Source organism: Streptomyces griseoaurantiacus (assembly GCF_036189845.1).
In the GTDB taxonomy this organism is placed as follows: domain Bacteria; phylum Actinomycetota; class Actinomycetes; order Streptomycetales; family Streptomycetaceae; genus Streptomyces; species Streptomyces griseoaurantiacus.
Window position 1 is genome coordinate 2,318,414 of the sequence record NZ_CP108326.1, and the last position, 21,827, is coordinate 2,340,240.

The 21,827-nt window shown below is 72.9% G+C and carries 15 protein-coding genes; 5 read left to right on the forward strand and 10 right to left on the reverse strand.

The window, feature by feature from the left end; all coding sequences use genetic code 11:
* The first annotated feature begins 14 nt into the window (after nt 1-14).
* Entirely contained in the window at nt 15-602 is a 588-nt protein-coding gene (locus tag OHB09_RS10380) for a response regulator (RefSeq protein WP_006137450.1), read from the forward strand.
* A 224-nt stretch (nt 603-826) separates the two neighbouring features.
* Here the strand turns inward: OHB09_RS10380 and OHB09_RS10385 are convergent, their stop codons facing one another.
* Together OHB09_RS10385 and lepA are read right to left on the reverse strand one after the other, a co-directional pair.
* Nucleotides 827-2,713: an AMP-dependent synthetase/ligase gene (locus OHB09_RS10385; RefSeq protein ID WP_191853039.1), complete on the reverse strand. Its 1,887-nt coding sequence runs from the start codon at nt 2,711-2,713 to the stop codon at nt 827-829.
* Nucleotides 2,714-2,980: 267 nt separating this feature from the next.
* The gene (gene lepA / locus OHB09_RS10390) at nt 2,981-4,849 is read right to left on the reverse strand and encodes a translation elongation factor 4 (RefSeq protein ID WP_006137446.1); all 1,869 of its coding nucleotides are present in this window, start codon (nt 4,847-4,849) and stop codon (nt 2,981-2,983) included.
* Nucleotides 4,850-5,095: 246 nt separating this feature from the next.
* Here lepA and rpsT point away from each other — a divergent pair, with 246 nt between their 5' ends.
* Nucleotides 5,096-5,362 (forward strand): 30S ribosomal protein S20, encoded by a 267-nt coding sequence (gene rpsT, locus OHB09_RS10395; protein ID WP_006137445.1) that lies wholly within the window; start codon nt 5,096-5,098, stop codon nt 5,360-5,362.
* Between the two features lie 409 nt (nt 5,363-5,771).
* Here the strand turns inward: rpsT and holA are convergent, their stop codons facing one another.
* The 3 genes from holA to OHB09_RS10410 all read right to left on the reverse strand — a co-directional run bounded on the left by holA (nt 5,772) and on the right by OHB09_RS10410 (nt 8,135).
* Nucleotides 5,772-6,764, reverse strand: coding sequence for a DNA polymerase III subunit delta (gene holA / locus OHB09_RS10400; RefSeq protein WP_191853040.1), 993 nt, complete (start codon nt 6,762-6,764; stop codon nt 5,772-5,774).
* 73 nt (nt 6,765-6,837) lie between these two features.
* Nucleotides 6,838-7,083 (reverse strand): hypothetical protein, encoded by a 246-nt coding sequence (locus tag OHB09_RS10405; RefSeq protein ID WP_006137442.1) that lies wholly within the window; start codon nt 7,081-7,083, stop codon nt 6,838-6,840.
* Nucleotides 7,080-8,135, reverse strand: a complete 1,056-nt coding sequence (locus OHB09_RS10410; protein ID WP_328923003.1) for a GlxA family transcriptional regulator — start codon at nt 8,133-8,135, stop codon at nt 7,080-7,082. Before OHB09_RS10410 ends, OHB09_RS10405 begins: the two co-directional genes overlap by 4 nt.
* A 223-nt stretch (nt 8,136-8,358) precedes the next feature.
* Here OHB09_RS10410 and OHB09_RS10415 point away from each other — a divergent pair, with 223 nt between their 5' ends.
* On the forward strand, nt 8,359-9,378 hold the full coding sequence (locus OHB09_RS10415; RefSeq protein WP_328921873.1) for an NADP-dependent oxidoreductase: 1,020 nt from the start codon (nt 8,359-8,361) through the stop codon (nt 9,376-9,378).
* Nucleotides 9,379-9,449: 71 nt separating this feature from the next.
* On the opposite strand, the gene OHB09_RS10420 is transcribed toward OHB09_RS10415, so the two are convergent.
* The 5 genes from OHB09_RS10420 to leuS form a co-directional block, all read right to left on the reverse strand.
* On the reverse strand, nt 9,450-11,999 hold the full coding sequence (locus tag OHB09_RS10420) for a ComEC/Rec2 family competence protein (RefSeq protein ID WP_407077317.1): 2,550 nt from the start codon (nt 11,997-11,999) through the stop codon (nt 9,450-9,452).
* Nucleotides 12,000-12,127: 128 nt separating this feature from the next.
* On the reverse strand, nt 12,128-13,057 hold the full coding sequence (locus tag OHB09_RS10425) for a ComEA family DNA-binding protein (RefSeq protein ID WP_328921874.1): 930 nt from the start codon (nt 13,055-13,057) through the stop codon (nt 12,128-12,130).
* A 600-nt stretch (nt 13,058-13,657) separates the two neighbouring features.
* Nucleotides 13,658-14,503: a DegV family protein gene (locus OHB09_RS10430; protein ID WP_006137434.1), complete on the reverse strand. Its 846-nt coding sequence runs from the start codon at nt 14,501-14,503 to the stop codon at nt 13,658-13,660.
* Between the two features lie 96 nt (nt 14,504-14,599).
* Nucleotides 14,600-15,322 (reverse strand): hypothetical protein, encoded by a 723-nt coding sequence (locus OHB09_RS10435; RefSeq protein WP_006137433.1) that lies wholly within the window; start codon nt 15,320-15,322, stop codon nt 14,600-14,602.
* A gap of 163 nt (nt 15,323-15,485) precedes the next feature.
* Complete coding sequence (gene leuS / locus OHB09_RS10440; RefSeq protein WP_328921875.1) at nt 15,486-18,380, reverse strand: leucine--tRNA ligase; 2,895 nt, start codon at nt 18,378-18,380, stop codon at nt 15,486-15,488.
* Nucleotides 18,381-18,797: 417 nt separating this feature from the next.
* On the opposite strand from leuS, the gene OHB09_RS10445 reads away from it, so the two are divergent.
* Together OHB09_RS10445 and OHB09_RS10450 are read left to right on the forward strand one after the other, a co-directional pair.
* Nucleotides 18,798-20,114, forward strand: a complete 1,317-nt coding sequence (locus OHB09_RS10445) for a cytochrome b/b6 domain-containing protein (RefSeq protein ID WP_319351706.1) — start codon at nt 18,798-18,800, stop codon at nt 20,112-20,114.
* The gene (locus OHB09_RS10450; protein WP_328921876.1) at nt 20,111-21,742 is read left to right on the forward strand and encodes an NADH-ubiquinone oxidoreductase-F iron-sulfur binding region domain-containing protein; all 1,632 of its coding nucleotides are present in this window, start codon (nt 20,111-20,113) and stop codon (nt 21,740-21,742) included. Before OHB09_RS10445 ends, OHB09_RS10450 begins: the two co-directional genes overlap by 4 nt.
* Nucleotides 21,743-21,827: the final 85 nt, after the last annotated feature.

The window sequence follows — 21,827 nt, forward strand, 5'->3', positions numbered from 1 at the left end:
CGGGAGCACCGGCGATGAACGCTGAGACGAGGGCCGGCACCGCGGCCGAGGACCGGGCGGGCATCCTCATGGTCGACGACATGGAGGACAACCTGATCGCGCTGGAGGCCGTGCTCGGCTCCTTCAACGAGCCCCTGGTCCGCGCGCGCTCCGGCGAGGAGGCGCTGAAGGCCCTGCTGAGACAGCGCTTCGCGGTGGTCCTCCTGGACATCCGCATGCCGGGTATGGACGGCTTCGAGACGGCCGCGCACATCAAACGGGTCGACCAGACCAAGGACGTCCCGATCATCTTCCTGACCGGTTCGGACACGGACGCGGGCTACGCCTTCCGGGGCTACGCCACCGGGGCCGCCGACTACCTCACCAAGCCCTTCGACCCCTGGGTGCTACGGGCGAAGGTCAGCGTCTTCCTGGACCTGCACCGCAAGAACCGGCAGCTCGAACGGATGGTGGCCCGGGAGCGGCGGCAGTTCGAGCAGCTCTCGGCCCACCTCGACGAGCTCGACTCGGAGCTGTCCACGCACCCGGCCCAGGAGATCTTCGCGCTGCGCCACCACGTACGGCGCATGGAGGAGACCCTGCGCCGGATGCGGAACGCGTAGATCCTCGGACGCGGAATCACGGACGTGGATTCACGGACGTAGATCCTCGGACGTGGATTCACGGACGTGGGTTCACGGACGTGGGTTCACGGACGTGCATCCGTGGACGCGGACCCGCGTCCGTCGATTCGCGGACGCGGCACTCGTGCGTCCGTCCCCGGACCGTGCGCACCGCCGGGTCCCCGGGCGACCCCGGCGGCGCTGCACGGACACGGCCGCCGCCGTCACGCCTCGCGCGTCCCGGCGTACATCTCGTCGATGAGGTGGCCGAACTCGCGCTCCACCACCGGGCGCTTGAGCTTGAGGCTCGGCGTCATCTCGCCGTGCTCCACGTCGAGGTCGCGGGGCAGCAGGCGGAACTTCTTGATGGTCTGCCAGCGCTGCAGGCCCTGATTGAGCTCCGTGACGTACAGCTCGATGAGGGCGACCGTGGCCGGCGCCGCCACGACCTCCGCGTACGACTTGCCCTCCAGCCCGTTCTCCTTCGCCCAGCCGAGGATGGCCTCCTCGTCGAGGGCGATGAGCGCGGTGCAGAAGTTCCGGTCGGCACCGTGCACCAGGATGTTGGAGACGTAGGGGCACACCGCCTTGAACTGGCCCTCGACCTCGGCCGGCGCCACGTACTTGCCGCCGGAGGTCTTGATCAGGTCCTTCTTGCGGTCGGTGATGCGCAGGTAGCCGTCGGGCGACAGCTCGCCGATGTCGCCGGTGTGGAACCAGCCGTCCGGCTCCAGCACCTCGGCGGTCTTCTCCGGCAGCCCGTGGTAGCCCTGCATGATGCCGGGGCCGCGCAGCAGGACCTCGCCGTCGTCGGCGATGCGCACCTCGGTGCCGGGCAGCGGCTTGCCGACGGTGCCGGTGCGGTAGGCCTCGCCGGGGTTGACGAAGGAGGCCGCCGAGGACTCGGTGAGCCCGTAGCCCTCCAGGATGTGGATGCCGGCGCCGGCGAAGAAGTAGCCGATGTCGGGCGCGAGCGCGGCCGAGCCGGAGACGCAGGCGCGCAGCCGCCCGCCGAAGGCCTCGCGGATCTTGGCGAAGACGAGCCGGTCGGCGGCCTTGTGCTTCGTGGTGAGCCCGAACGGGGCGGAGGCCGTCCCGGTGCGCCGGAAGTTGTCCTGGGTGACCTTGGCGTACTCGCGGGCGATGCCGGCCGCCCACTGGAAGATCTTGTACTTGGCCGCGCCGCCCGCCCGGGCCTTGGCGGCGACGCCGTTGTAGACCTTCTCGAAGATGCGCGGCACGGCGGCCATGTACGTCGGCTGCACGACCGGCAGATTCTCGATGATCTTGTCGACGCGGCCGTCGACGGCGGTGACGTGTCCCACCTCGATCTGCCCGGAGGTGAGCACCTTGCCGAACACGTGGGCGAGCGGCAGCCACAGGTACTGCACGTCGTCGCCGTGGATCAGCCCCGTCGCGGCGGTGGCCTTCGCCATGTACGACCAGTTGTCGTGCGGCAGACGCACACCCTTGGGGCGGCCGGTGGTGCCGGAGGTGTAGATGAGGGTGGCGAGCTGGTCCTTGGTGATCGCCCCCACCCGCTCCTTGATCAGCTCGGGGTGCTTCTGCAGATGGGCGGCGCCCCGGCTCTCCAGCTCGTCCAGGGTGAGAAGCCAGTCGCCCTCCTCGGCGGTCCGCTCGACGCCTGCCGCGTCGACGACCACCACGTGGGCCAGCTCGGGCAGCTCGGCGCGCTTCTCGCGGGCCTTGGCGAGCTGTGCGGCGTCCTCCGCGATCAGCACCCGGCTCTCGGAGTCGGCGAGGATGAACGCCGACTCCTCCGCGTTGGTCTGCGGGTAGACGGTGGTCGTCGCCGCGCCCGCGCACATGATGCCGAGGTCGGCGAGGATCCACTCGATGCGGGTGGAGGAGGCGAGTGCGACCCGCTCCTCGGGGCGCACGCCGAGCTGGATGAGCCCCGCCGCGATGGCGTGCACGCGTTCGGCGGCCTGTCCCCAGCTCAGGGTCTTCCAGTCGTCCGGCCCCTCCCCGGAGGGGGACGGCACGGGGTAGCGGTATGCCTCGGCGTCCGGTGTGGCCGCCACGCGCTCCAGGAAGAGGGCCGCCACGGAGGGCGGACGGTTCTCGATCAGTGTCTGTGTGTCGCTCACGACATCCTCCGGGCCCGCGACGGTGCGGCTGACTCAGGTGCGGCTGGTTTCACTCTCAGTGTTGTTCCACTCACGGGCAACGACTCTTGTTTAACTCGCGAGTAACTACCGAGCACAGCGTAAGGGCCGACCGGCCGGTTGGTAAGGGGCCATGTGCGCTCACTTCCTCCGGAGGCCGACCGTACGCACGCCGGAGGCCCGCCGCACTTTCGCACGACGGGCCCCTTCATATCCGCTTCGTCCCCCCGTTCACGGCGAGGCGGAGGACTACTTCTTGCCCTTGGCGGCACCGCCGCCGTCGTCGCTGGACAGGACGGCGATGAAGGCCTCCTGCGGAACCTCCACCGAACCCACCATCTTCATCCGCTTCTTGCCTTCCTTCTGCTTCTCCAGCAGCTTCCGCTTGCGGGAGATGTCACCGCCGTAGCACTTGGCGAGGACGTCCTTGCGGATGGCGCGGATGGTCTCGCGGGCGATCACCCGGGAGCCGATGGCCGCCTGGACCGGCACCTCGAAGTTCTGCCGCGGGATGAGTTCCCGCAGCTTGGCGACCAGGCGTACGCCGTACGCGTACGCCTGGTCCTTGTGGGTGATGGCGGAGAAGGCGTCGACCTTGTCCCCGTGCAGCAGGATGTCGACCTTGACGAGGCTGGAGGACTGCTCGCCGGTGGGCTCGTAGTCGAGCGAGGCGTACCCGCGCGTCTTGGACTTGAGCTGGTCGAAGAAGTCGAACACGATCTCGGCGAGCGGGAGCGTGTAGCGGATCTCGACACGGTCCTCGGAGAGGTAGTCCATGCCGAGCAGGGTGCCCCGGCGGGTCTGGCACAGCTCCATGATCGCGCCGATGAACTCGGTCGGCGCCAGGATGGTGGCCCGCACGACCGGCTCGTAGACCTCGTCGATCTTGCCCTCGGGGAACTCGCTCGGGTTGGTGACGGTGTGCTCGGTGCCGTCCTCCATGATCACGCGGTAGACCACGTTGGGCGCCGTGGCGATCAGGTCGAGCCCGAACTCGCGTTCCAGCCGCTCGCGGATCACGTCCAGGTGCAGCAGCCCGAGGAAGCCGACGCGGAAACCGAAGCCCAGCGCGGCCGAGGTCTCCGGCTCGTAGACCAGCGCGGCGTCGTTGAGCTGGAGCTTGTCCAGCGCCTCGCGCAGATCGGGGTAGTCCGAGCCGTCCAGCGGATACAGCCCGGAGAACACCATGGGCTTGGGGTCCTTGTAGCCGCCCAGCGCCTCCTCGGCGCCCTTGACCTGGCTGGTGATCGTGTCACCGACCTTGGACTGCCGCACGTCCTTCACGCCGGTGATGAGGTAGCCCACCTCGCCGACGCCCAGGCCGTCGGCCGGCAGCATCTCCGGCGAGTTCGTACCGATCTCCAGCAGCTCGTGCGTGGCGCCGGTGGACATCATCCGGATCCGCTCGCGCTTGTTGAGCTGTCCGTCGATGACACGGACGTAGGTGACGACGCCCCGGTAGGAGTCGTACACCGAGTCGAAGATCATCGCGCGGGCGGGCGCGTCGGCGACCCCGACCGGGGCCGGGACCTGCTGGACCACCTTGTCCAGCAGCGCCTCGACGCCGAGCCCGGTCTTGGCGGACACCTTCAGGACGTCACCGGGGTCGCAGCCGATGAGGTTGGCGAGTTCCTCGGCGAACTTCTCCGGCTGCGCGGCGGGCAGGTCGATCTTGTTGAGCACCGGGATGATCGTGAGGTCGTTCTCCATCGCCAGGTAGAGGTTGGCGAGGGTCTGCGCCTCGATGCCCTGGGCGGCGTCGACGAGGAGGACCGTGCCCTCGCAGGCGGCGAGCGAACGCGAGACCTCGTAGGTGAAGTCGACGTGCCCCGGGGTGTCGATCATGTTGAGGATGTGCGTGGCGCTCTTGTCGTGGGTGGGGGCCCACGGCAGGCGCACCGCCTGGGACTTGATCGTGATGCCGCGCTCGCGCTCGATGTCCATGCGGTCGAGGTACTGGGCGCGCATCTGCCGCTGCTCGACCACACCGGTCAACTGGAGCATCCGGTCGGCGAGCGTGGACTTGCCGTGGTCGATGTGCGCGATGATGCAGAAATTGCGGATCAGCGCCGGGTCGGTACGGCTCGGCTCGGGCACGTGGCTGGGGATCGCGGGCACGCAGGGTCCTGATTCTTGAGGCGTCCGCAGCGTCTGCGGTCTCGGGTCGGATCGTTACGCAGCCTCCATGGTCCCACGGGCCGGGGGCGCCGGGTGGTTTGGGCGGCCCGCCGGGCGACTGGTAGCCTGGGCAGCTGTGTCTTCTGTCCTCTCACAGAAGGCGCGACTCCAAGAAATCACCGGCGCGCGAGGCGGTCCCCGTCCGCGGTTGCTCCCTCGTGTGCCAGAACCTGAAAAGGCTCCTTCGTGGCGAACATCAAGTCCCAGATCAAGCGGAACAAGACGAACGAGAAGGCTCGGCTGCGCAACAAGGCCGTGAAGTCCTCGCTCAAGACCGCGATCCGCAAGGCTCGCGAGGCCGCCGCCGCGGGCGACGCCGAGAAGGCCACCGAGTTCCAGCGCGTTGCCGCGCGTGAGCTCGACAAGGCCGTCTCGAAGGGCGTCATCCACAAGAACCAGGCCGCCAACAAGAAGTCGGCCCTGGCCACCAAGGTGGCAGCGCTGAAGGGCTGAGGCCCTTCGCCCGTGATCTGAGCCGGACCCGTAGGGGTCCGTCCGGATCCGCGGTCACGGACTCGTCCGTGCCCACGGGTCCACACGCCGGAGGGACACGAGCGGGCCCTCTCTCATCCGCTCCCTTCCGGCCCCCGGGTTCGCACGCGGCCTGCGTTCGCCACGCGGGTGCGAACCCTTCGCTTCACCAGGGCCCGCGTTTCCCCCTTCCCCAGGGCGGAGCGTGGGCCTTCGGTGTGCCCGGGGACGGTTTCGAGGGGTCGGTCCTTGAGGAGTCGGCCCTGAGGGGGGGCGGCCCTTGAGAAGTCGGTCCGTAAGAGGTCGGGTCCTGAGGAGTCGGTCTCTGAGGGGCCGGTCTCTGAGGGGCCGGTCTCTGAGGGATCGTCCCTGAGGGGTCGGTCCTCCCGGGTCAGGATCCGCCGCGGGAGCGAGCCGCGCGGGCGATGGCCACCACCGCCTTCTCCAGGGCGTACCCCACGTCCTCCCCGCCGCCCTTCACCCCGGCGTCCGCCTCCGCGACCGCCCGCATCGCCGTCGCCACCCCGTCCGGCGTCCACCCGCGCATCTGCTGCCGCACCCGGTCGATCTTCCACGGCGGCATGCCGAGCTCCCGGGCCAGATCGGCCGGCCGACCGCCCCGGTTGCCGAGCAGCTTCCCGATACCCCGCACGCCCTGGGCCAGCGCGCTGGTGATCAGCACCGGCGCCACCCCCGTCGACAGCGACCAGCGCAGCGCCTCCAGCGCCTCCGCCGCCCGCCCCTCGACCGCGCGGTCCGCGACCGTGAAGCTCGACGCCTCGGCCCGGCCCGTGTAATAGCGGCCGACGACGGCCTCGTCGATCGTCCCCTCCACGTCCGCGACGAGCTGCGAGACCGCGGAGGCCAGCTCCCGCAGGTCGCTGCCGATCGCGTCGACCAGGGCCTGGCAGGCCTCGGGCGTGGCCGAGCGCCCCTGTGTGCGGAACTCCCCGCGCACGAAGGCCAGCCGGTCCGCCGGCTTCGTCATCTTCGGGCAGGCCACCTCGCGCGCCAGCCCCGACTTGCGGGCCGCGTCGAGCAATCCCTTGCCCTTGGCACCGCCCGCGTGCGCCAGGACGAGGGTGATCTCCTCGGCGGGCGAGGCGAAGTACGCCTTGAACTCCTTGACCGTGTCGGCGGGAAGATCCTGCGCGTTGCGTACGACGACGACCTTGCGCTCGGCGAAGAGCGAGGGACTGGTCAGCTCGGCGAGCGTGCCGGGCGGAAGCTGGTCCGGGTTCAGGTCACGTACGTCCGTGTCGGCGTCGGCGGCCTTGGCGGCGGCCACCACCTCCCGTACGGCACGGTCGAGCAGGAGGTCCTCCTGGCCCACGGCGAGGGTGACGGGGGCGAGAGGGTCGTCTGGTGCGGTCTTCCTGGCCATCGCCCACAGCATCGCACGAGCCACCGACAACGCGGCCCCGAGGCGGTCCCCGCCGGACGTATGCGGGCGCGGGCTACGGCTCCTCGCGCCACCCCTCCCACTCCCCCGCGAACGCGTCCAGCTCCGCCGGGTCGAGCCGGCCCGCCTCGTCCCGCAGCACGAGGAGCCACTGCGCGTCCTCGGCGTCGTCCTCACCGGCCAGCGCGTCACGGACGAGCTGCGGCTCCTCGTCCAGCCGGAACCGCTCCCCCAGCGCCTCCGCCGCCTCCTCCGCGGCCTCGCGGTCCGGCAGCACGAGCACGTGTCTCACATCGCTCACGCGCCCATTCTCCGTGACGACCGCGACGGAGAGGTGCCCGGCGTCGCGCCCGAGGCCGGGGCCGGGGTCGAGGCCGGGGCCGGGGCCGGGGCCGAGGCCGGGGCCGAGGCGCGGAAAGTGCGCCGGTAGGCCGACGGCGACACCCCGGCCTCCGCCGCCAGGTGCCGCCGGAGCGAGGTGGCGGTGGCGAAGCCGACCTCGTGGGCGACCCGCTCGACCGGCAGGTCGCTGGACTCCAGCAGGTTCCGCGCCCGCCGCAGCCGCTGCTGGGTCAGCCAGCGGCCGGGGCTCAGCCCGGTCTCCTCGCGGAAGCGCCGGGCGAAGGTGCGGGTGCTCATCGCCGCGTGCGCGGCCATCTCGTCCAGCGACACGGGCCCCTCCAGCCGCCGCAGCGCCCAGTCACGGGTCGGCCCGGTGCCGGTCTCGCTCGCCGGCGGCAGCGGCCGCTCGATGTACTGGGCCTGCCCGCCGTCCCGGTACGGCGGCACGACGCAGCGACGGGCGACCTCGTTGGCGACCTCGCTGCCGTGGTCCTGGCGCACCAGGTGCAGGCAGACGTCGACGCCGCTCGCCGCTCCCGCCGAGGTCAGCACGTCGCCGTGGTCGACGAAGAGCACGCCGGCGTCGAGTTCGACCCGGGGGAACAACTCCTGGAAGAAATCGGTGAGCGCCCAGTGGGTGGCGGCCCGGCGCCCCTCCAGGAACCCGCCCACGGCCAGCAGGAAGGCGCCGGTGCAGATGGACACCAGCCGGGTGCCGGGGCGGACGCGGGACAGGGCGGCGAGGGCCCGCGGGTCGGGGACCGGGGAGACCGCGTACGGGGGGATGACCACGGTGTCCGCCTCGGCCAGCACCTCGGGGCCGTGCCCGGGGACGACGGTCAGGTCCGCGTCGGTGCGCACGGGCTGCCCGTCCACGCTCGCGGACAGCACCTCGTAGCGGCCACCGGCGGAACCCAGAACCCGGTGGGGGATGCCGAGTTCGAAGGGATAGACGCCGTCGAGGGCGAGCACGACGACTTTGTGGGCGCCGGGTCGCGGGGGCGGGCTCATCCGGCGGCTCAGCTCGGCCGCGCGCTCGACGAGGTCGCGGGCCGGTGGCGGGTAGGCGGAAGGGCGGTCGGTGGAGCGGAGGCCCGGAGCGCCGGGGGCACCGGGAGCACCGGAAACACCGCGACCGGCGGAGAGGGCAGGCACGGGGGGCATGGCAGGAATGTATCGGAGGCTGACCATTGCGCCATCGCCCCGGCCCGGTCCCCACGTCCAGGATCGAGACATGACTTCGACGGACACCCCTGAGAACCCCGGCTCCCCGGACCCCGCGCTTCCCGCCGCCCCCGGTGCCGCCCCCGGTGCCGCCCCCACGATGCTCGCCCTGCGCCAGACGGCCCTCGGCGGCCCCGAGGTCCTGCGCCCGACCAGGCTCCCCCGGCCCGCGCCAGGCCCCGGGGAGATCCTCGTCGCCGTGCACGCGGCAGGGCTCAACCCCACGGACGTCAAACACCGCGCCCTGAGCATTTTCCTGCCGCCCCCGCCGCTGACCCTCGGCTGGGACGTCTCCGGCACCGTGGTGGAAACCGGCTTCGGCGTCACCCTCTTCGAGCCCGGTGACGAGGTGTTCGGCATGCTGCCCTACCCGCATGGGGCCGGCTCCCACGCCGAGTACGTGACCGGCCCCACCCGCGCCTTCGTCGCCAAGCCCGCCGAGATCGACCACGTCCAGGCGGCCGCCCTGCCGTTGGCCGCGCTCACCGCCTGGCAGGCACTCGTCGAGACCGCGGGGCTGGAGGCCGGGCAGCGGGTGCTGATCCACGCCGCGGCCGGCGGGGTCGGCCACCTCGCCGTGCAGATCGCCAAGGCCCGCGGCGCGCACGTCACCGGGACCGCCACGGCCGCCAAGCACGACTTCCTGCGCGCGCTCGGCGCGGACGCCTGCGTCGACTACCGCTCCGAGGACTTCACCGACACCGCGGAGCGCTACGACATCGTCCTCGACTCCCTCGGCGGCGAGAACGCCACCCGCTCGGTGGGCGTGCTCCGCCCGGGCGGAGTCCTCGTCTCCCTGCTGCCGGGCGCCGAGGACACCGCGGCCGCGGCGGAGAAGGCCCGGGTCCGCGCCGTCACCCTGATCGTCGAGCACGACCAGGCCGGTATGCGCGCCCTTGCCGACCTCGTCCGCCGGGGCAGCCTCCGCGCCCACGTCTCCGACACCGTCCCCCTCGCCGAAGGCGCCCGCGCCCACGCTCTGTCCGAGACGAACCGCACCGTGGGGAAGCTGGTCCTCACCGTACGCTGAGGCCGAAATGGCCGTACGGCCATCACGTGGGCCTCGGGACTGCTCCGTGGCCGCGCCGCGTGGCGCGGGGCTCAGTTCCGCACCACCCCCAACCGCGCCCCCTCGCCCGTCACCGCGATCGCCCCGTCCCTGTCCGTACGGAGCACCCTCGCGCCCTCCGCCTCCAGTGCCGCCACCGTGCCGGGGGCGGGGTGGCCGTAGGGGTTGTCCTCGCCGCAGGAGATGAGGGCGAGGCGGGGTGCGACCCGGTGCAGGAGGCCCGCGTCCTGGTAGGCGCTGCCGTGGTGGGCCACCTTGAGGACGTCCACTTTGTCGAGTTGCCCAGCGGTGGGGGAGGTCAGCAGGGCTTGCTGGGAAGGGGGTTCGAGGTCGCCGAGCAGGAGCAGCCGCAGTCCGCCGGACCGCACGAGCAGGGTGACGCTGGCGTCGTTGGGTCCCTCGGGGTGGGGCACGGGGTCGGGCGGGGGCCAGAGGACCTGCCAGGTGAGTGTTCCGGTGCGGCGCCGCTCGCCCGCGACCGCGCGGATCACGGGGATGTGCCGGGCCGCCGCCCGGGCGCGGACGGACCGCGCCTGTTCGGCGGGATCCTCGAGGCCGGTCGTCTCGATGGCCCCCACCGCGCGCCCCCGCAGGACGCCGGGCAGCCCTGCGACGTGGTCGGCGTGGAAGTGGGTGAGCACCACCAGCGGGACGCGGCTGATGCCGAGCGCGCGCAGGCACCGGTCCACCAGCGCCGGATCGGGTCCGGCGTCGATCACGATGCCGGCGCCCTCGCCCGCCGCGAGGACGGTCGCGTCACCCTGGCCGACGTCGCACATCGCGTAGCGCCACCCCGGGGGCGGCCATCCGGTGATGACCCTGGTCAGCGGAGGTGGCCGAAGCACCACCAGCACCAGGAGCAGCGCGGTCGCGGCCGCGAGCCACGGACGTCGCAGGATGCGCCGTCCGACGAGCACGGCCCCGGCCGTGGCCAGTGCCAGCAGCGCGGCTCCGGTCCAACTGCCCGGCCAGTCCACGCCCGCGCCCGGCAGGGAGGCCCCGGTGCGGGCGATGCCCGCGATCCACCCCGCGGGCCACCCCGCGCACCGGGCGAGGAGTTCGGCGAGCGGCATCGACACGGGTGCCGCCGCCAGGGCCGCGAAGCCCTGCACGGTGGCCGGGGCGACCGCGAACTCCGCGAGCAGGTTGCACGGCACCGCCACCAGGCTGACCCGGGCGGACAGCACCGCGACCACCGGGGCGCACAGTGCCTGCGCGGCGGCCGCCGCCGCCAGCGCCTCGGCCGGCCGCGCCGGAACCCCCCGTCGGCGCAGCGCGGCACTCCACCGGGGAGCCAGGGTGAGGAGCGCGCCGGTGGCCAGGACGGAGAGCAGGAAGCCGTATCCACGGGCCAGCCACGGGTCGTACAGCACGAGCAGCAGCACCGCCGCGGCGAGCGCGGGCAGCAGGGATCTGCGCCGTCCGGTCGCGAGGGCGAGGAGCGCGATCCCGCCGCAGGCCGCCGCCCGCAGCACGCTCGGGTCCGGCCGGCACACCACGACGAACCCCAGCGTGAGCACCGCGCCGAGCAGCGCGGTCCCGCGCAGGGAGATCCCGAGCCGCGGAGCCAGTCCGCGCCGTTCCGCGCGCTGGGCGAGTCCCGGAGGGCCGAGGAACAGGGCGAGGAGCAGCGTGAAGTTGCCTCCGCTGACGGCGAGGAGGTGGGTCAGGTCGGTGGCCTTGAACGCCTCGTCCAGTTCGGGGGTGACCCGTGCCGTGTCCCCGACGACCAGTCCGGGCAGCAGCGCCCGCGGGTCCGGACCGAGGCCGGCGGTCGCCTCCCTGAGCCCGGCCCGCAGGTGCCCCGCCCAGCGCTGCGGGGCCGAGGGCGCTCCCACCGTCTCGGGCGGTCCCTTGCCCCGTACCCGGAGCACGGCCGCGACCCGGTCCCCGCCGGACAGGGGTGGCGCGAGCCGCGCGACCACCTTCAGGCGGGTGGAGGGCAGCAGCTCCAGCCAGGGCGAGCGCCGGTCCCCGTCCGTACCCGGGCCGGCACCTGTTCCGGCCGGGGCGGGGGCGATGCGGTGGCTGCGGGCGTCGACCAGGAGCAGTACCGGAGTCCGGGTCGCCGCCGTCGTGCCGTCCGGTCTCGTCAGGCGCCGCACGTCCGCGTGCAGCAGCACCGTGGCCGGTGCCGCGTGGTCGCCGACGACCTTCGGGCGGACCAGCCGTGGATCCGAGGTGATGTCGACCTCCGCGGTCGCCGTGGCGAAGTGGCGGGCGAGCTCGGGCACCGGTCCCCGTCGCAGGTCCGCGCCGTGCAGTCCCGCCGAGGTGGCGGCCGCGGCGACACACAGCAGTACGGCGGCGAGGGGCACCGCCGGCCAGGCGGTCCGGCGTGACAGCAGCAGCCCTCCGGCGGCCAGCGCGCAGCCGAGGGCGACACCGGTCACCCACCCCGGCGGCGCGTCCAGTGCCCAGGCGGCCGCCGCCCACGCGCCGAGCGCCGGTGGCACGAGCCGCAGGTCGCTCGGGTTCCGCTGCCGCGGATGCGCCTCCCCCAGCCGTCCGCCGCCCACCGGGGACCCGGCGGCCCGCCCGTCGCGGAGACCGGAGCCGGGATCCGGCCCGCCGGGTCCCACCGGCTCCGCCGGCTCCGCCGACCCCGGCGACCCCGGCGGCCCACCCGGGGGCCCGCCGCTCGGCTGCCGGGAGCGACGGCCGTGCCAAGGCACGCGCACCGGCACCGGCACCGCCGTCCGTGGGGTGCTCATGGCCGCACCAGGTCGCGGAGGTCCGCGAAGCGCCGGTCACCGATGCCCGTCACCTCGCGCAGTTGGTCGACCGAGGTGAAACCCCCGTGCTGGGTGCGGTAGTCGAGGATGTGCCCGGCCAGGACGGGTCCCACCCCCGGCAGGGTGTCCAACTGGTCGGCGGTGGCGGAGTTCAGGGACAGCGGGCTCGCCGGCCCGGCGGCCGCACCGCCGAGTCCCGCACCGGTGCCTCCCGCTCCCGGCGCGGGGACGGTGCCGGGAGCCGGGGCGAGTGCGTCGCCCCCGACCACGACCTGCTCGCCGTCCACCAGCACCCGGGCCCGGTTCAGGGTGCCGAGGTCCGTACCGGAGCGCACTCCCCCGGCCGCGCGCAGGGCGTCCGCGACCCGGGACCCCGCGGGCAGCCGCCGGATGCCGGGATGCCGCACCTTGCCGCTCACGTCGACGACGACCGTCGCCTCGCCGCTCCCCGGCCCCGGCGTCGGGGAGGACCCCGGCACACTCGCGCCCCGCAGGTCCGGCGACGGCCTCGGCACCGGTTCCGTGCCGTCGGCGCGTCCGCCGCGGGGGAGTTCCGCCCCCACCGCGCGTGGTGCCTCGACCTCCTCGGTACGGCCGGACCAGAAGTGACCGCCGGCGAGGACCGCGGCCGCCAGGAGCAGGACGGCCAGTGCCGCCACGCTCCTGCCCTCCAGTCCGCACCGGGTCTGCAGCCACAGCGGGGTGCGCTCACGCACCGCGAGCGCCACCCGCTCCCGCCATGTCGGCACGGACACGCCCTCCGCGCCGACTGCCGGCTCCTCCGCCTCCGGCGGCCCCTCCGCCTCCCCGGGTTCCTCCGCCTCCGGCGGCGCCCCCGGCACCGCCCGGTACGGCGCCCGCGCGGTCGTGTGCGCGTGCTCGCCCATCCCGTACGTCGGAGACACCGGCCGCTCACCCCGTCCCGGCGGACCGTTGCCCGCCGCCTCGCGTTCAGGTCGCGGTTCCCAGTCCTGTCCGGTGAAGAAGGGATGAGTCCGCGGCGACGGCAGCCGGTCCTCGGCCAGTGGGTCCGGCTCGGGGGGCGCGGGCCGGCCCGTGTCCGGTCCCGGCGGGAAGAGGGCTTCCGCGCGGACCCGCAGCGCCTCGGCCGAAGCGTGCCGCCGGGGACCGTGCCGTCCGCGTCCGCGCCGATCGGGACCGTGTCGCCGCGCGGCGCCGTACCGGGCGGAGCCGTTCCGTGCGGAGCGGTGCCGGGAGCGGCCCTCGGAAGCCGGGCCCCGGCCCGGACCACTGGTGGGATTCGCCGTGCGTGAAGGTGATCGAAGTGCCATGCGGGCAGGATGGGGCACCCCACGGAAACCGCGATGATCTTGCTCGGAACCCGTGGACTACCGGCCGGTTGTGGATATCTCCGTCACCCCCGGGGGTGAAGCATCTCGGTGAGATGAGGAACGTCAGCCACTTGAGGCACCTCAGCGACTTGAGGCCTCTCAATGAGTTGAGGCGCCTCAGCCGGTTGCGGCGCCTCAACAATCGCAGGCGCCTCAGCGGGGTGAGACCACCGCGCCGAGCAGCCCCGGCCCCGTGTGCGCCCCGATCACCGCGCCGACCTCGCTGACATGGAGGTCCTCGAGCCCCGGGACCCTGGTCCGCAGCCGCTCAGCGAGCGCCGACGCCCGCTCGGGGGCGGCGAGATGGTGCACCGCGATGTCCACCTGGGCGCCGGCCGCCCGTTCGGCCACGATCTCCTCGAGGCGGGCGATCGCCCGGGACGCCGTGCGGACCTTCTCGAGGAGGTCGATGCGGCCGTCGTTCAGGCGCAGCAGCGGTTTGACGGCCAGCGCGGAGCCGAACAGTGCCTGGGCCGCGCCGATCCGGCCGCCGCGCCGCAGGTAGTCGAGGGTGTCGACGTAGAAGAACGCGGACGTCCCGGCGGCCCGCTTCTCCGCGGCCGTGACCGCGTCGTCGACCGTGCCGCCCGCCTCCGCCGTCTCCGCCGCGGCCAGGGCGCAGAAGCCGAGCGCCATGGCGACCATGCCGGTGTCCACGACGCGCACCGGCACGGGTGCCTCTCGCGCGGCCAGCGCCGCGGCGTCGTACGTACCGGAGAACTCGGAGGAGAGGTGGAGGGAGACGATCTCCTTGGCGCCCGCCCCGGCGACCCTGCGGTAGGTCTCCGCGAAGAGCTGGGGGCTGGGCCGGGAGGTGGTGACGGAGCGGCGCTTCTGCAGTGCCTCCGCCAGGGAGCGGGCCGAGATCTCGGTGCCCTCTTCGAATGCCCGGTCGCCCAGCACCACGGTCAGCGGCACCGAGGTGATGCCGTGGCGCTCCATCGTCCGCGGCGGCAGGTAGGCCGTTGAATCGGTGACGATCGCGACATGGCGGGACATGAGCTGGAGGTTACCTGCCGTGGCGAAGCGGAGGCAGCCCGACCCCTTCCGCTTGTGGTGACACCGGCGGGATCACGTCATCCACCGGGGCACCCTTCATGTCGTCGTCTCGGGACGGGGCTTCTTGTCCCACGGGTACGTGGCCCGCGGCGCGGGCGGCGCGACGGCGGGACGCACCGGCGGGTCCGTCTGCGCCGCGGACTTCCCCGTTGCCCGCTCCCCCCGTTCCGGCGGCGCCGGCTCCGCCGCTGCCGTGTCCCGCCCCGGCGCCGGTTCCGTCGTCCAGTGCCTGAGCGCGCCCGCCTCGATGTCTATCTGCCCGCTCAGCGTGGACAGGTCGTCCTCCGTGAAGCGGCGGGCGCGCTCGTGGGCCGCCCAGCGCAGGGAGTCGGCGGACTTGGTGATCCGCTCCGTGCGCTCACGCAGTTCGGGCAGGCGGCGGGCGAGGCCGGAGCGGTCCGGTTCGCCCTCCAGGCGCCTGAGTTCCTCGTCCAGTTGCCGGCCGTGCGCGCCGAGCCGCTCGAAGAGGCCCAGCGACTCCTTCAGCGAGGCGTCCTCGGTCGCGCCCGCCTCCAGCGCCTCCCGCGTGGCCCGCAGGGAGGTGCGCAGTCTCAGCCGGAGCTGTGCCAGCTCGCCCGCGGGACCCGGCAGCGCGAGGGTCCGCGCGCGCAGCGTGGTGTCCTCGACGGTGCGCCGTGCCTGGGTGAGCGTGCGGTCCACCCCGCGCTTCGCGGCGCCGACCGCCTTGACGGTGGCGTACGCGCCGAGGGCGAGGAACAGCACGAAGAGCAGTGCGAGTACCGCGATCACGGTTTCCACGGCGCTTCTCCCTCCACCCGGGTGTGCGCGGCTGCCCCGCCGCTCTTCCACGGTAAACGCACCGGGCAGGCCCCGGGTTCCCCCGGAACCCCGAACCTGCCCGTAGGGGATGACCCCAGCGCGCCGGAAGAACTACGAAAGACGACGCAGGACTGCGTAAGGACTACGCCGGAACGATGTTCACCAGCTTCGGCGCCCGCACGATCACCTTGCGGATGCCGGCCCCGCCCAGCGCCGCCACGACCTTCTCGTCGGCCAGCGCGACCTTCTCCAGCTCCTCGTCCGAGATCTCCGGGGAGACCTCGATGCGGGCCTTGACCTTGCCCTTGATCTGCACCACGCAGGTGACGGTCTCGTCGACGACGTAGGCCGGGTCGGCGACCGGGAAGTCCCGGTGGACCACCGAGTCGGTGTGGCCCAGCCGGCGCCACAGCTCCTCGGCGATGTGCGGGGCCAGCGGCGCCGTCATCAGCACCAGCGCCTCGGCCACCGGGCGCGGCAGCGGCCCGCCGGTCTTCGTCAGGTGGTTGTTCAGCTCGGTGACCTTGGCGATGGCGGTGTTGAACCGCAGGCCCTCCAGGTCCTGGCGCACCCCGTCGATCGCCTTGTGCAGCGCGCGCAGGGTGTCCACGTCGACGTCGGCCTCCGGGACGTCGACGACGGTGACCTCGCCGGTCGCCTCGTCGACGACGTTGCGCCACAGCCGCTGCAGCAGCCGGAACTGGCCGACCACGGCACGGGTGTCCCAGGGCCGGGAGACGTCCAGGGGGCCCATCGCCATCTCGTACAGACGCAGGGTGTCGGCGCCGTACTCGGCGCAGATCTCGTCCGGGGTGACCGCGTTCTTCAGGGACTTGCCCATCTTGCCCAGCAGCCGGGAGACCTTCTCGCCCTGGTGGTAGTACGCGCCGTCGCGCTCCTCCACCTCGGCGGCCGGCACGGCGATGCCGCGGCTGTCGCGGTAGACGTAGGCCTGGATCATGCCCTGGTTGAACAGCTTGTGGAACGGCTCGGCGGAGGAGACGTACCCCAGGTCGTACAGCACCTTGGACCAGAAGCGGGCGTACAGCAGGTGCAGCACGGCGTGCTCGGCACCGCCGACGTACAGGTCGACACCGCCGTGCGGCATGCCCTCGCGCGGGCCCATCCAGTACTGCTCGATCTCCGGGTCGACCGGCCGCTCGCTGTTGTGCGGGTCCAGGTAGCGCAGCTCGTACCAGCAGGAACCGGCCCAGTTGGGCATGGTGTTGGTCTCGCGGCGGAACTTCCTCGGCCCGCGCCCGTCGCCCAGGTCCAGGGTGACGTTCACCCAGTCCTCGTTGCGCGACAGCGGCGTCTCGGGCCGGGTGTCGGCGTCGTCCGGGTCGAAGGTGCGCGGCGAGTAGTCCTCGACCTCGGGCAGTTCCAGGGGCAGCATCGACTCGGGCAGCGGGTGGGCGATGCCGTCCTCGTCGTAGACGATCGGGAAGGGCTCGCCCCAGTAGCGCTGGCGGCTGAACAGCCAGTCGCGCAGCCGGAAGTTGACGGTGCCCTCGCCGAGGCCCTCGCCGCGCAGGTACTCGGTGATGCGCGCCTTGGCCTCGACGACGCCCAGGCCGTCCAGGGTGACGGAGTCGTTCGCGGAGTTGACGATCCGCGCGTCGTAGGAGGCGAAGGCGTCCTTCCACTCCGTCGTGTCGGTGCCGCGGCCGTCGGTGGGCTCCACGACGCAGCGGATCGGCAGCTCGAAGGCGCGCGCGAACGCGAAGTCGCGGGTGTCGTGGGCCGGGACGGCCATGATCGCGCCGGTGCCGTAGCCCATCAGGACGTAGTCGGCGATGAAGACCGGGACCCGCTCGCCGTTGACCGGGTTGGTCGCGTAGGCACCGATGAAGACGCCGGTCTTGTCCTTGGCCTCGGCCTGGCGCTCGACGTCGGACTTGGACGCGGCCTGCGCGCGGTAGGCGGCGACGGCCTCGGCCGGGGTGGCGTGACCGCCGGTCCACACCTCGTGGGTGCCCTCGGGCCAGGCGGCCGGGGTGAACTTCTCCACCAGGGGGTGCTCGGGCGCCAGCACCATGTAGGTGGCGCCGAACAGGGTGTCGGGGCGGGTGGTGAAGACGGTGATCCGCTCGCCGTCGATCGGGAAGTCGACGCGGGCGCCCTCGGAGCGGCCGATCCAGTTGCGCTGCTGCAGCTTGATGGCCTCGGGCCAGTCCAGCTCGTCCAGGTCGTCCAGCAGGCGGTCGGCGTAGGCCGTGATCCGCATGTTCCACTGGCGCAGCTTGGACTTGAAGACGGGGAAGTTCCCGCGCTCGGAGCGGCCTTCGGCGGTGACCTCCTCGTTGGCCAGTACGGTGCCCAGGCCGGGGCACCAGTTGACGGGCGCGTCGGAGGCGTAGGCCAGGCGGTACCGGCCCAGGACGTCGGCGCGCTCGGTCTCGCCCAGCGCGCTCCACGCGCGGGTGGTGCCGGGCACCGGCCGCTCACCGGACTCGAACTGTGCGACCAGTTCGGAGATCGGGCGGGCCTTGTTCGCCTCCTCGTCGTACCAGGAGTTGAAGATCTGCAGGAAGATCCACTGGGTCCACTTGTAGTAGTCCGGGTCGATCGTGGCGAAGGACCGGCGTTTGTCGTGGCCCAGGCCCAGCCGGCGCAGCTGGGAGGTCATGTTCTCGATGTTGGCCTCGGTGGAGACCCGCGGGTGCGTGCCGGTCTGCACGGCGTACTGCTCGGCGGGCAGGCCGAAGGCGTCGAAGCCCAGGGTGTGCAGGACGTTGTGGCCGGTCATCCGCTGGAAGCGGGCGTACACGTCGGTGGCGATGTAGCCCAGCGGGTGGCCCACGTGCAGGCCCGCCCCGGACGGATACGGGAACATGTCCATGATGAACTTCTTGGGCCGGGCCGCCAGGGCCGGGTCACCGGCCAGGTCACCCTTCGGGTTGGGCGCCTCGTACGTGCCCTCGACGGCCCAGAAGTCCTGCCAGCGTGCCTCGATGTCGGCCGCCATGGCGGCCGTGTAGCGGTGCGGCGCTGCCTCCGCCTGCGGGGCGGCGGCAGCGGGGTTCGTCTCGCTCATGATCCTCAAAGCTCCATCGATCGTCTGCGCCCACGGCTGCGACTTCCGGACGCCGGCGTCCGGAAACGAAAAAACCCCTCGCACAGGAGGGGACGCCGCGCCGATTCCGACCGTCTTGCTTCCGGCGGTCGGGACTGATCAGCGCGGCTCGCTAAGCAGAAGGCGTACGGCACGCATGGCGACAGGGTACCGCAGCGGCCGAGCGCCCCGCGACGCGCTTCCCCGTCGGGCGGCACGGATCAAGAAACGTGAACAATCTTCATTGGTTACTTCGCGTAACGACCCGTACAGGACAGCGAACGCCCCGGAAGCCACTTAGATAACAAGGCAATAACTCAAACCTCGTACCGCTCGGTACGGAGCCGCCTTAGAGTGCAGCAGCGGGACCGCTTTCCCGAACCGCTCGGAGTCGCCCCCATGAATCCTCGTCGTAGTGCCAGCTCGCTGCCCAGGCCAGGCCGTTCGGCCTACGGGCCGGCGAGCGCAGTCGTCCTGCTCCTGATACCCGTCGTCGTGCTGGCCGGCGGGAACACGGTGCGAGACTTCCTCAACTTCGGCGCCGGCGTGCTGTCGCTGGTCGCCCTGTCCTGCTCGGTGATCTGGGGCCTGGTCGCGACCGACCGCATCTTCCTCAACACGCGCCAGCGCATCGTCGCGCAGGCCGTGCACCGGACGACGGCCATCTCCTCGGTGGCCTTCCTGCTCCTGCACGTGACGGTCAAGCTGGCGCTGGACCACACGCAGTTCATCGCCGCGGTGATCCCCTTCAGCCTCGGCGTCACCGGCATCGGCATGCTCATCGGGCTCGGCTCGGTGGCCGGCCTCCTCATGGTCTTCACCGCCATCACCGGCGCCCTGCGCAGCGCCTTCGCCTCCCCCGCGCCGGTCGCCGCCCGCTGGCGCGCGATGCACATGCTGGCCTACCCCGCCTGGTGCTGCGCCCTGGTCCACGGCCTGTACGCGGGCCGCGCGGTGAAGTCCCCCCTCTTCACCGTCCTGTACGAGCTGTGCCTGCTCGGGGTCATGGCGGCGCTCGCCCTGCGCAGCGCCCCGCGCCCCTTCAAGCGCAAGGTCGCCGACCGGATCGTCGCCTTCATCGGCACCGACAACCGGGTCGGCCGCGAGGGCCTGGAGGCCAGTCGCGCCCGCAACGCGGAGACCGCCTCCATGGCGGGCGTCGGGGGCCGCTCCGGCGGCGGGCGCCGCTCCCCCGGCGCACCGGACGCCGGGCTGGGGGGCGTCGGCCCGGCGGGCGCGGCCGGATCCGCGCCGCTCTACGACACCTCCGGCACCCGCACGATGACCCCGGAACCCGGCAACGGCTTCGCGGCCGCGTACCGGACCGTCTCGACCCCTCGGGCGCAGGACCCCTTCGCCGGGACCGGCGGGCGGATGGACCCCGCCGGCGCGCAGGGCACCGGACCGCTGCCGCGCATGGACGGCGCCCCGGCGGGCCCACGCTGGCCCGCCCCGTCCCCGCCGCCGGTGGGCGAGGCGCCGCCCTCCGCGTACGACCCGATGACCGACACCTTCGCGGGCGGGATGACGTACCAGGCGGGCTACGGCGACTCCACCGGAACTTTCCCGGCCGCGGGTGAGTCGAACGCCCCCTTCGGCACGTACAACCCCAATGACACGTACAACAGCGGTCCCGCCAGCGAAACCCTGCCCGGTGCCTTCGACGCCCCGGGCTCCGGAGAATCATGGAACGCGCCTTCCGGAGGCTTTAAGTGAACGAGGCCCTGCCCGACGTCCCCGAGGTCCGCGTCGTCGGACTTCCCCAGCTCACGTCGGGCTTCGACCTTGTCGAACGGCTCGATCTGCCCATGCACCTCAAGGTGCACGGGCCGCTCGAGCCGATGGGAGGCGAGCAGCTCGCGCAGCTCGCCGAACAGATATCCCTGAAGGGAAGGGGCGGCGCCGGCTTCCCCTTCCACAAGAAGCTGCGGTCGGTCGCCGAGCAGGCGATCCGCCGCGGCACCCGGCCGGTGGTCGTGATCAACGGAAGCGAGGACGAACCCGCCTGCCGCAAGGACACGGTGCTGATCAACCGGGCACCGCACCTCATCCTGGACGGTGCCCTGCTGGTCGCCGAGGCGCTCGGCGCGCGCACCCTGGTGATCGGTGTGACCAGGGAGTCCACCGAGCGGTCGATGGAGCAGGCGCTCGCCGAGCGCGGGCTCAGCGACCGGCGCGGCTCGGCCATCCGGGCCCGTGTGCAGCGCAACCCGGTGCGGATGGTGACGGGCGCCGCCGCCTCCCTGATCCGTTCGATCGACGGCGGCCCGGCCATCCCGCCGGGCCGCAAGATCAGCGCCTCGCAGAGCGGTGTGGGCGGCCTGCCCACCCTGCTGTCGAACGCGGAGACGTTCGCCCAGCTCGCGATCGCCGCGCGCATCGGCCCGGACCGCTACCGCAACACCGGCCTGTACGACGAGCCGGGCACCGTGATGCTCACGGTCTCCGGCGCCGTCGCCCGGCCCATGGTGATCGAGGTCCCCACCGGCGTGCCCCTGCGGTACGTCCTGCAACTGGCCGGCGCCCCGCCGGTCCCGCAGGGCGTGCTGACGGGCGGTTACCACGGCAAGTGGATCGACGCGGCCACGGTCGACGAGGCGATCGTCTCCCGCAATTCCCTGGATGCCGTCGGAGGTTCACTGGGCGCCGGGGCGATCCTGCCGATCCGTCAGGAGACCTGCCCGCTCGGCGAATCGCTCCAGGTGGCCAAGTGGCTGGCGGAGGAGAGCGCGGGGCAGTGCGGCCCCTGCTACCTCGGCCTGCCGGCCGCCGCGCGCGGCATGGAGGACATCCTCAATGGCGGCGGCCCCGCCGCCCTGGAGGCACTCAAGCAGGTCGCCAAGGCCGTGAAGCGGCGCGGCGCCTGCTCACACCCGGACGGCTCCGCGATGTTCCTGGAGTCGACCATCAAGGCGTTCACGGACGACCTGGCCGCCCATGTCCTGGGCAACGGCTGCGGGCGGCCCGTGGAGGGCGTCCTCCCGCTCTTCGAGGGCGGCAGGGCACCGACCGGCATCCCGGGCGGCGGCCAGGCCGAGCCCGAGTCCGGCGAGAGCCGGCAGAAGATCTTCGTCGACTGGACGCTGTGCCGAGGGCACGGCCTGTGCGCGGACATCCTCCCCGAGGTCTTCGAACTGGGCGCCGACGGCTTCCCGACCGTGGCGCAGGCCCCGGTGCCCCGCTACGCCGAGGCGAAGGCCGTGCGGGCGGTGCGCCGGTGCCCGGCGCTGGCGCTGCGCCTGGAGGAGGACACGCGCTCCTCGGCGCCCTCGCGCAACCTGCCCGTCCTCTCCCAGGGGCGCGGCGGGGGCCGCGGCCGGCGAGCGCTGGGCAGCGGCCGCTGAGGCGGTGGGGCGGTCCTCGGTGACGACCGGGAACCGCCCCCGACGTGCGGCCCTTCCGGTCCCTTCCCGGGCACACGAAAGGCGG

Excerpts from the sequence above, each read along its gene's own strand:
- OHB09_RS10380 (WP_006137450.1), top strand. The coding sequence starts at position 15 with ATGAACGCTGAGACGAGGGCCGGCACCGCGGCCGAGGACCGGGCGGGC.
- holA (WP_191853040.1), bottom strand. The coding sequence starts at position 6,764 with ATGGCCAGGAAGACCGCACCAGACGACCCTCTCGCCCCCGTCACCCTC.
- OHB09_RS10410 (WP_328923003.1), bottom strand. The coding sequence starts at position 8,135 with ATGAGCCCGCCCCCGCGACCCGGCGCCCACAAAGTCGTCGTGCTCGCC.
- OHB09_RS10415 (WP_328921873.1), top strand. The coding sequence starts at position 8,359 with ATGACTTCGACGGACACCCCTGAGAACCCCGGCTCCCCGGACCCCGCG.
- OHB09_RS10430 (WP_006137434.1), bottom strand. The coding sequence starts at position 14,503 with ATGTCCCGCCATGTCGCGATCGTCACCGATTCAACGGCCTACCTGCCG.
- leuS (WP_328921875.1), bottom strand. The coding sequence starts at position 18,380 with ATGAGCGAGACGAACCCCGCTGCCGCCGCCCCGCAGGCGGAGGCAGCG.
- OHB09_RS10445 (WP_319351706.1), top strand. The coding sequence starts at position 18,798 with ATGAATCCTCGTCGTAGTGCCAGCTCGCTGCCCAGGCCAGGCCGTTCG.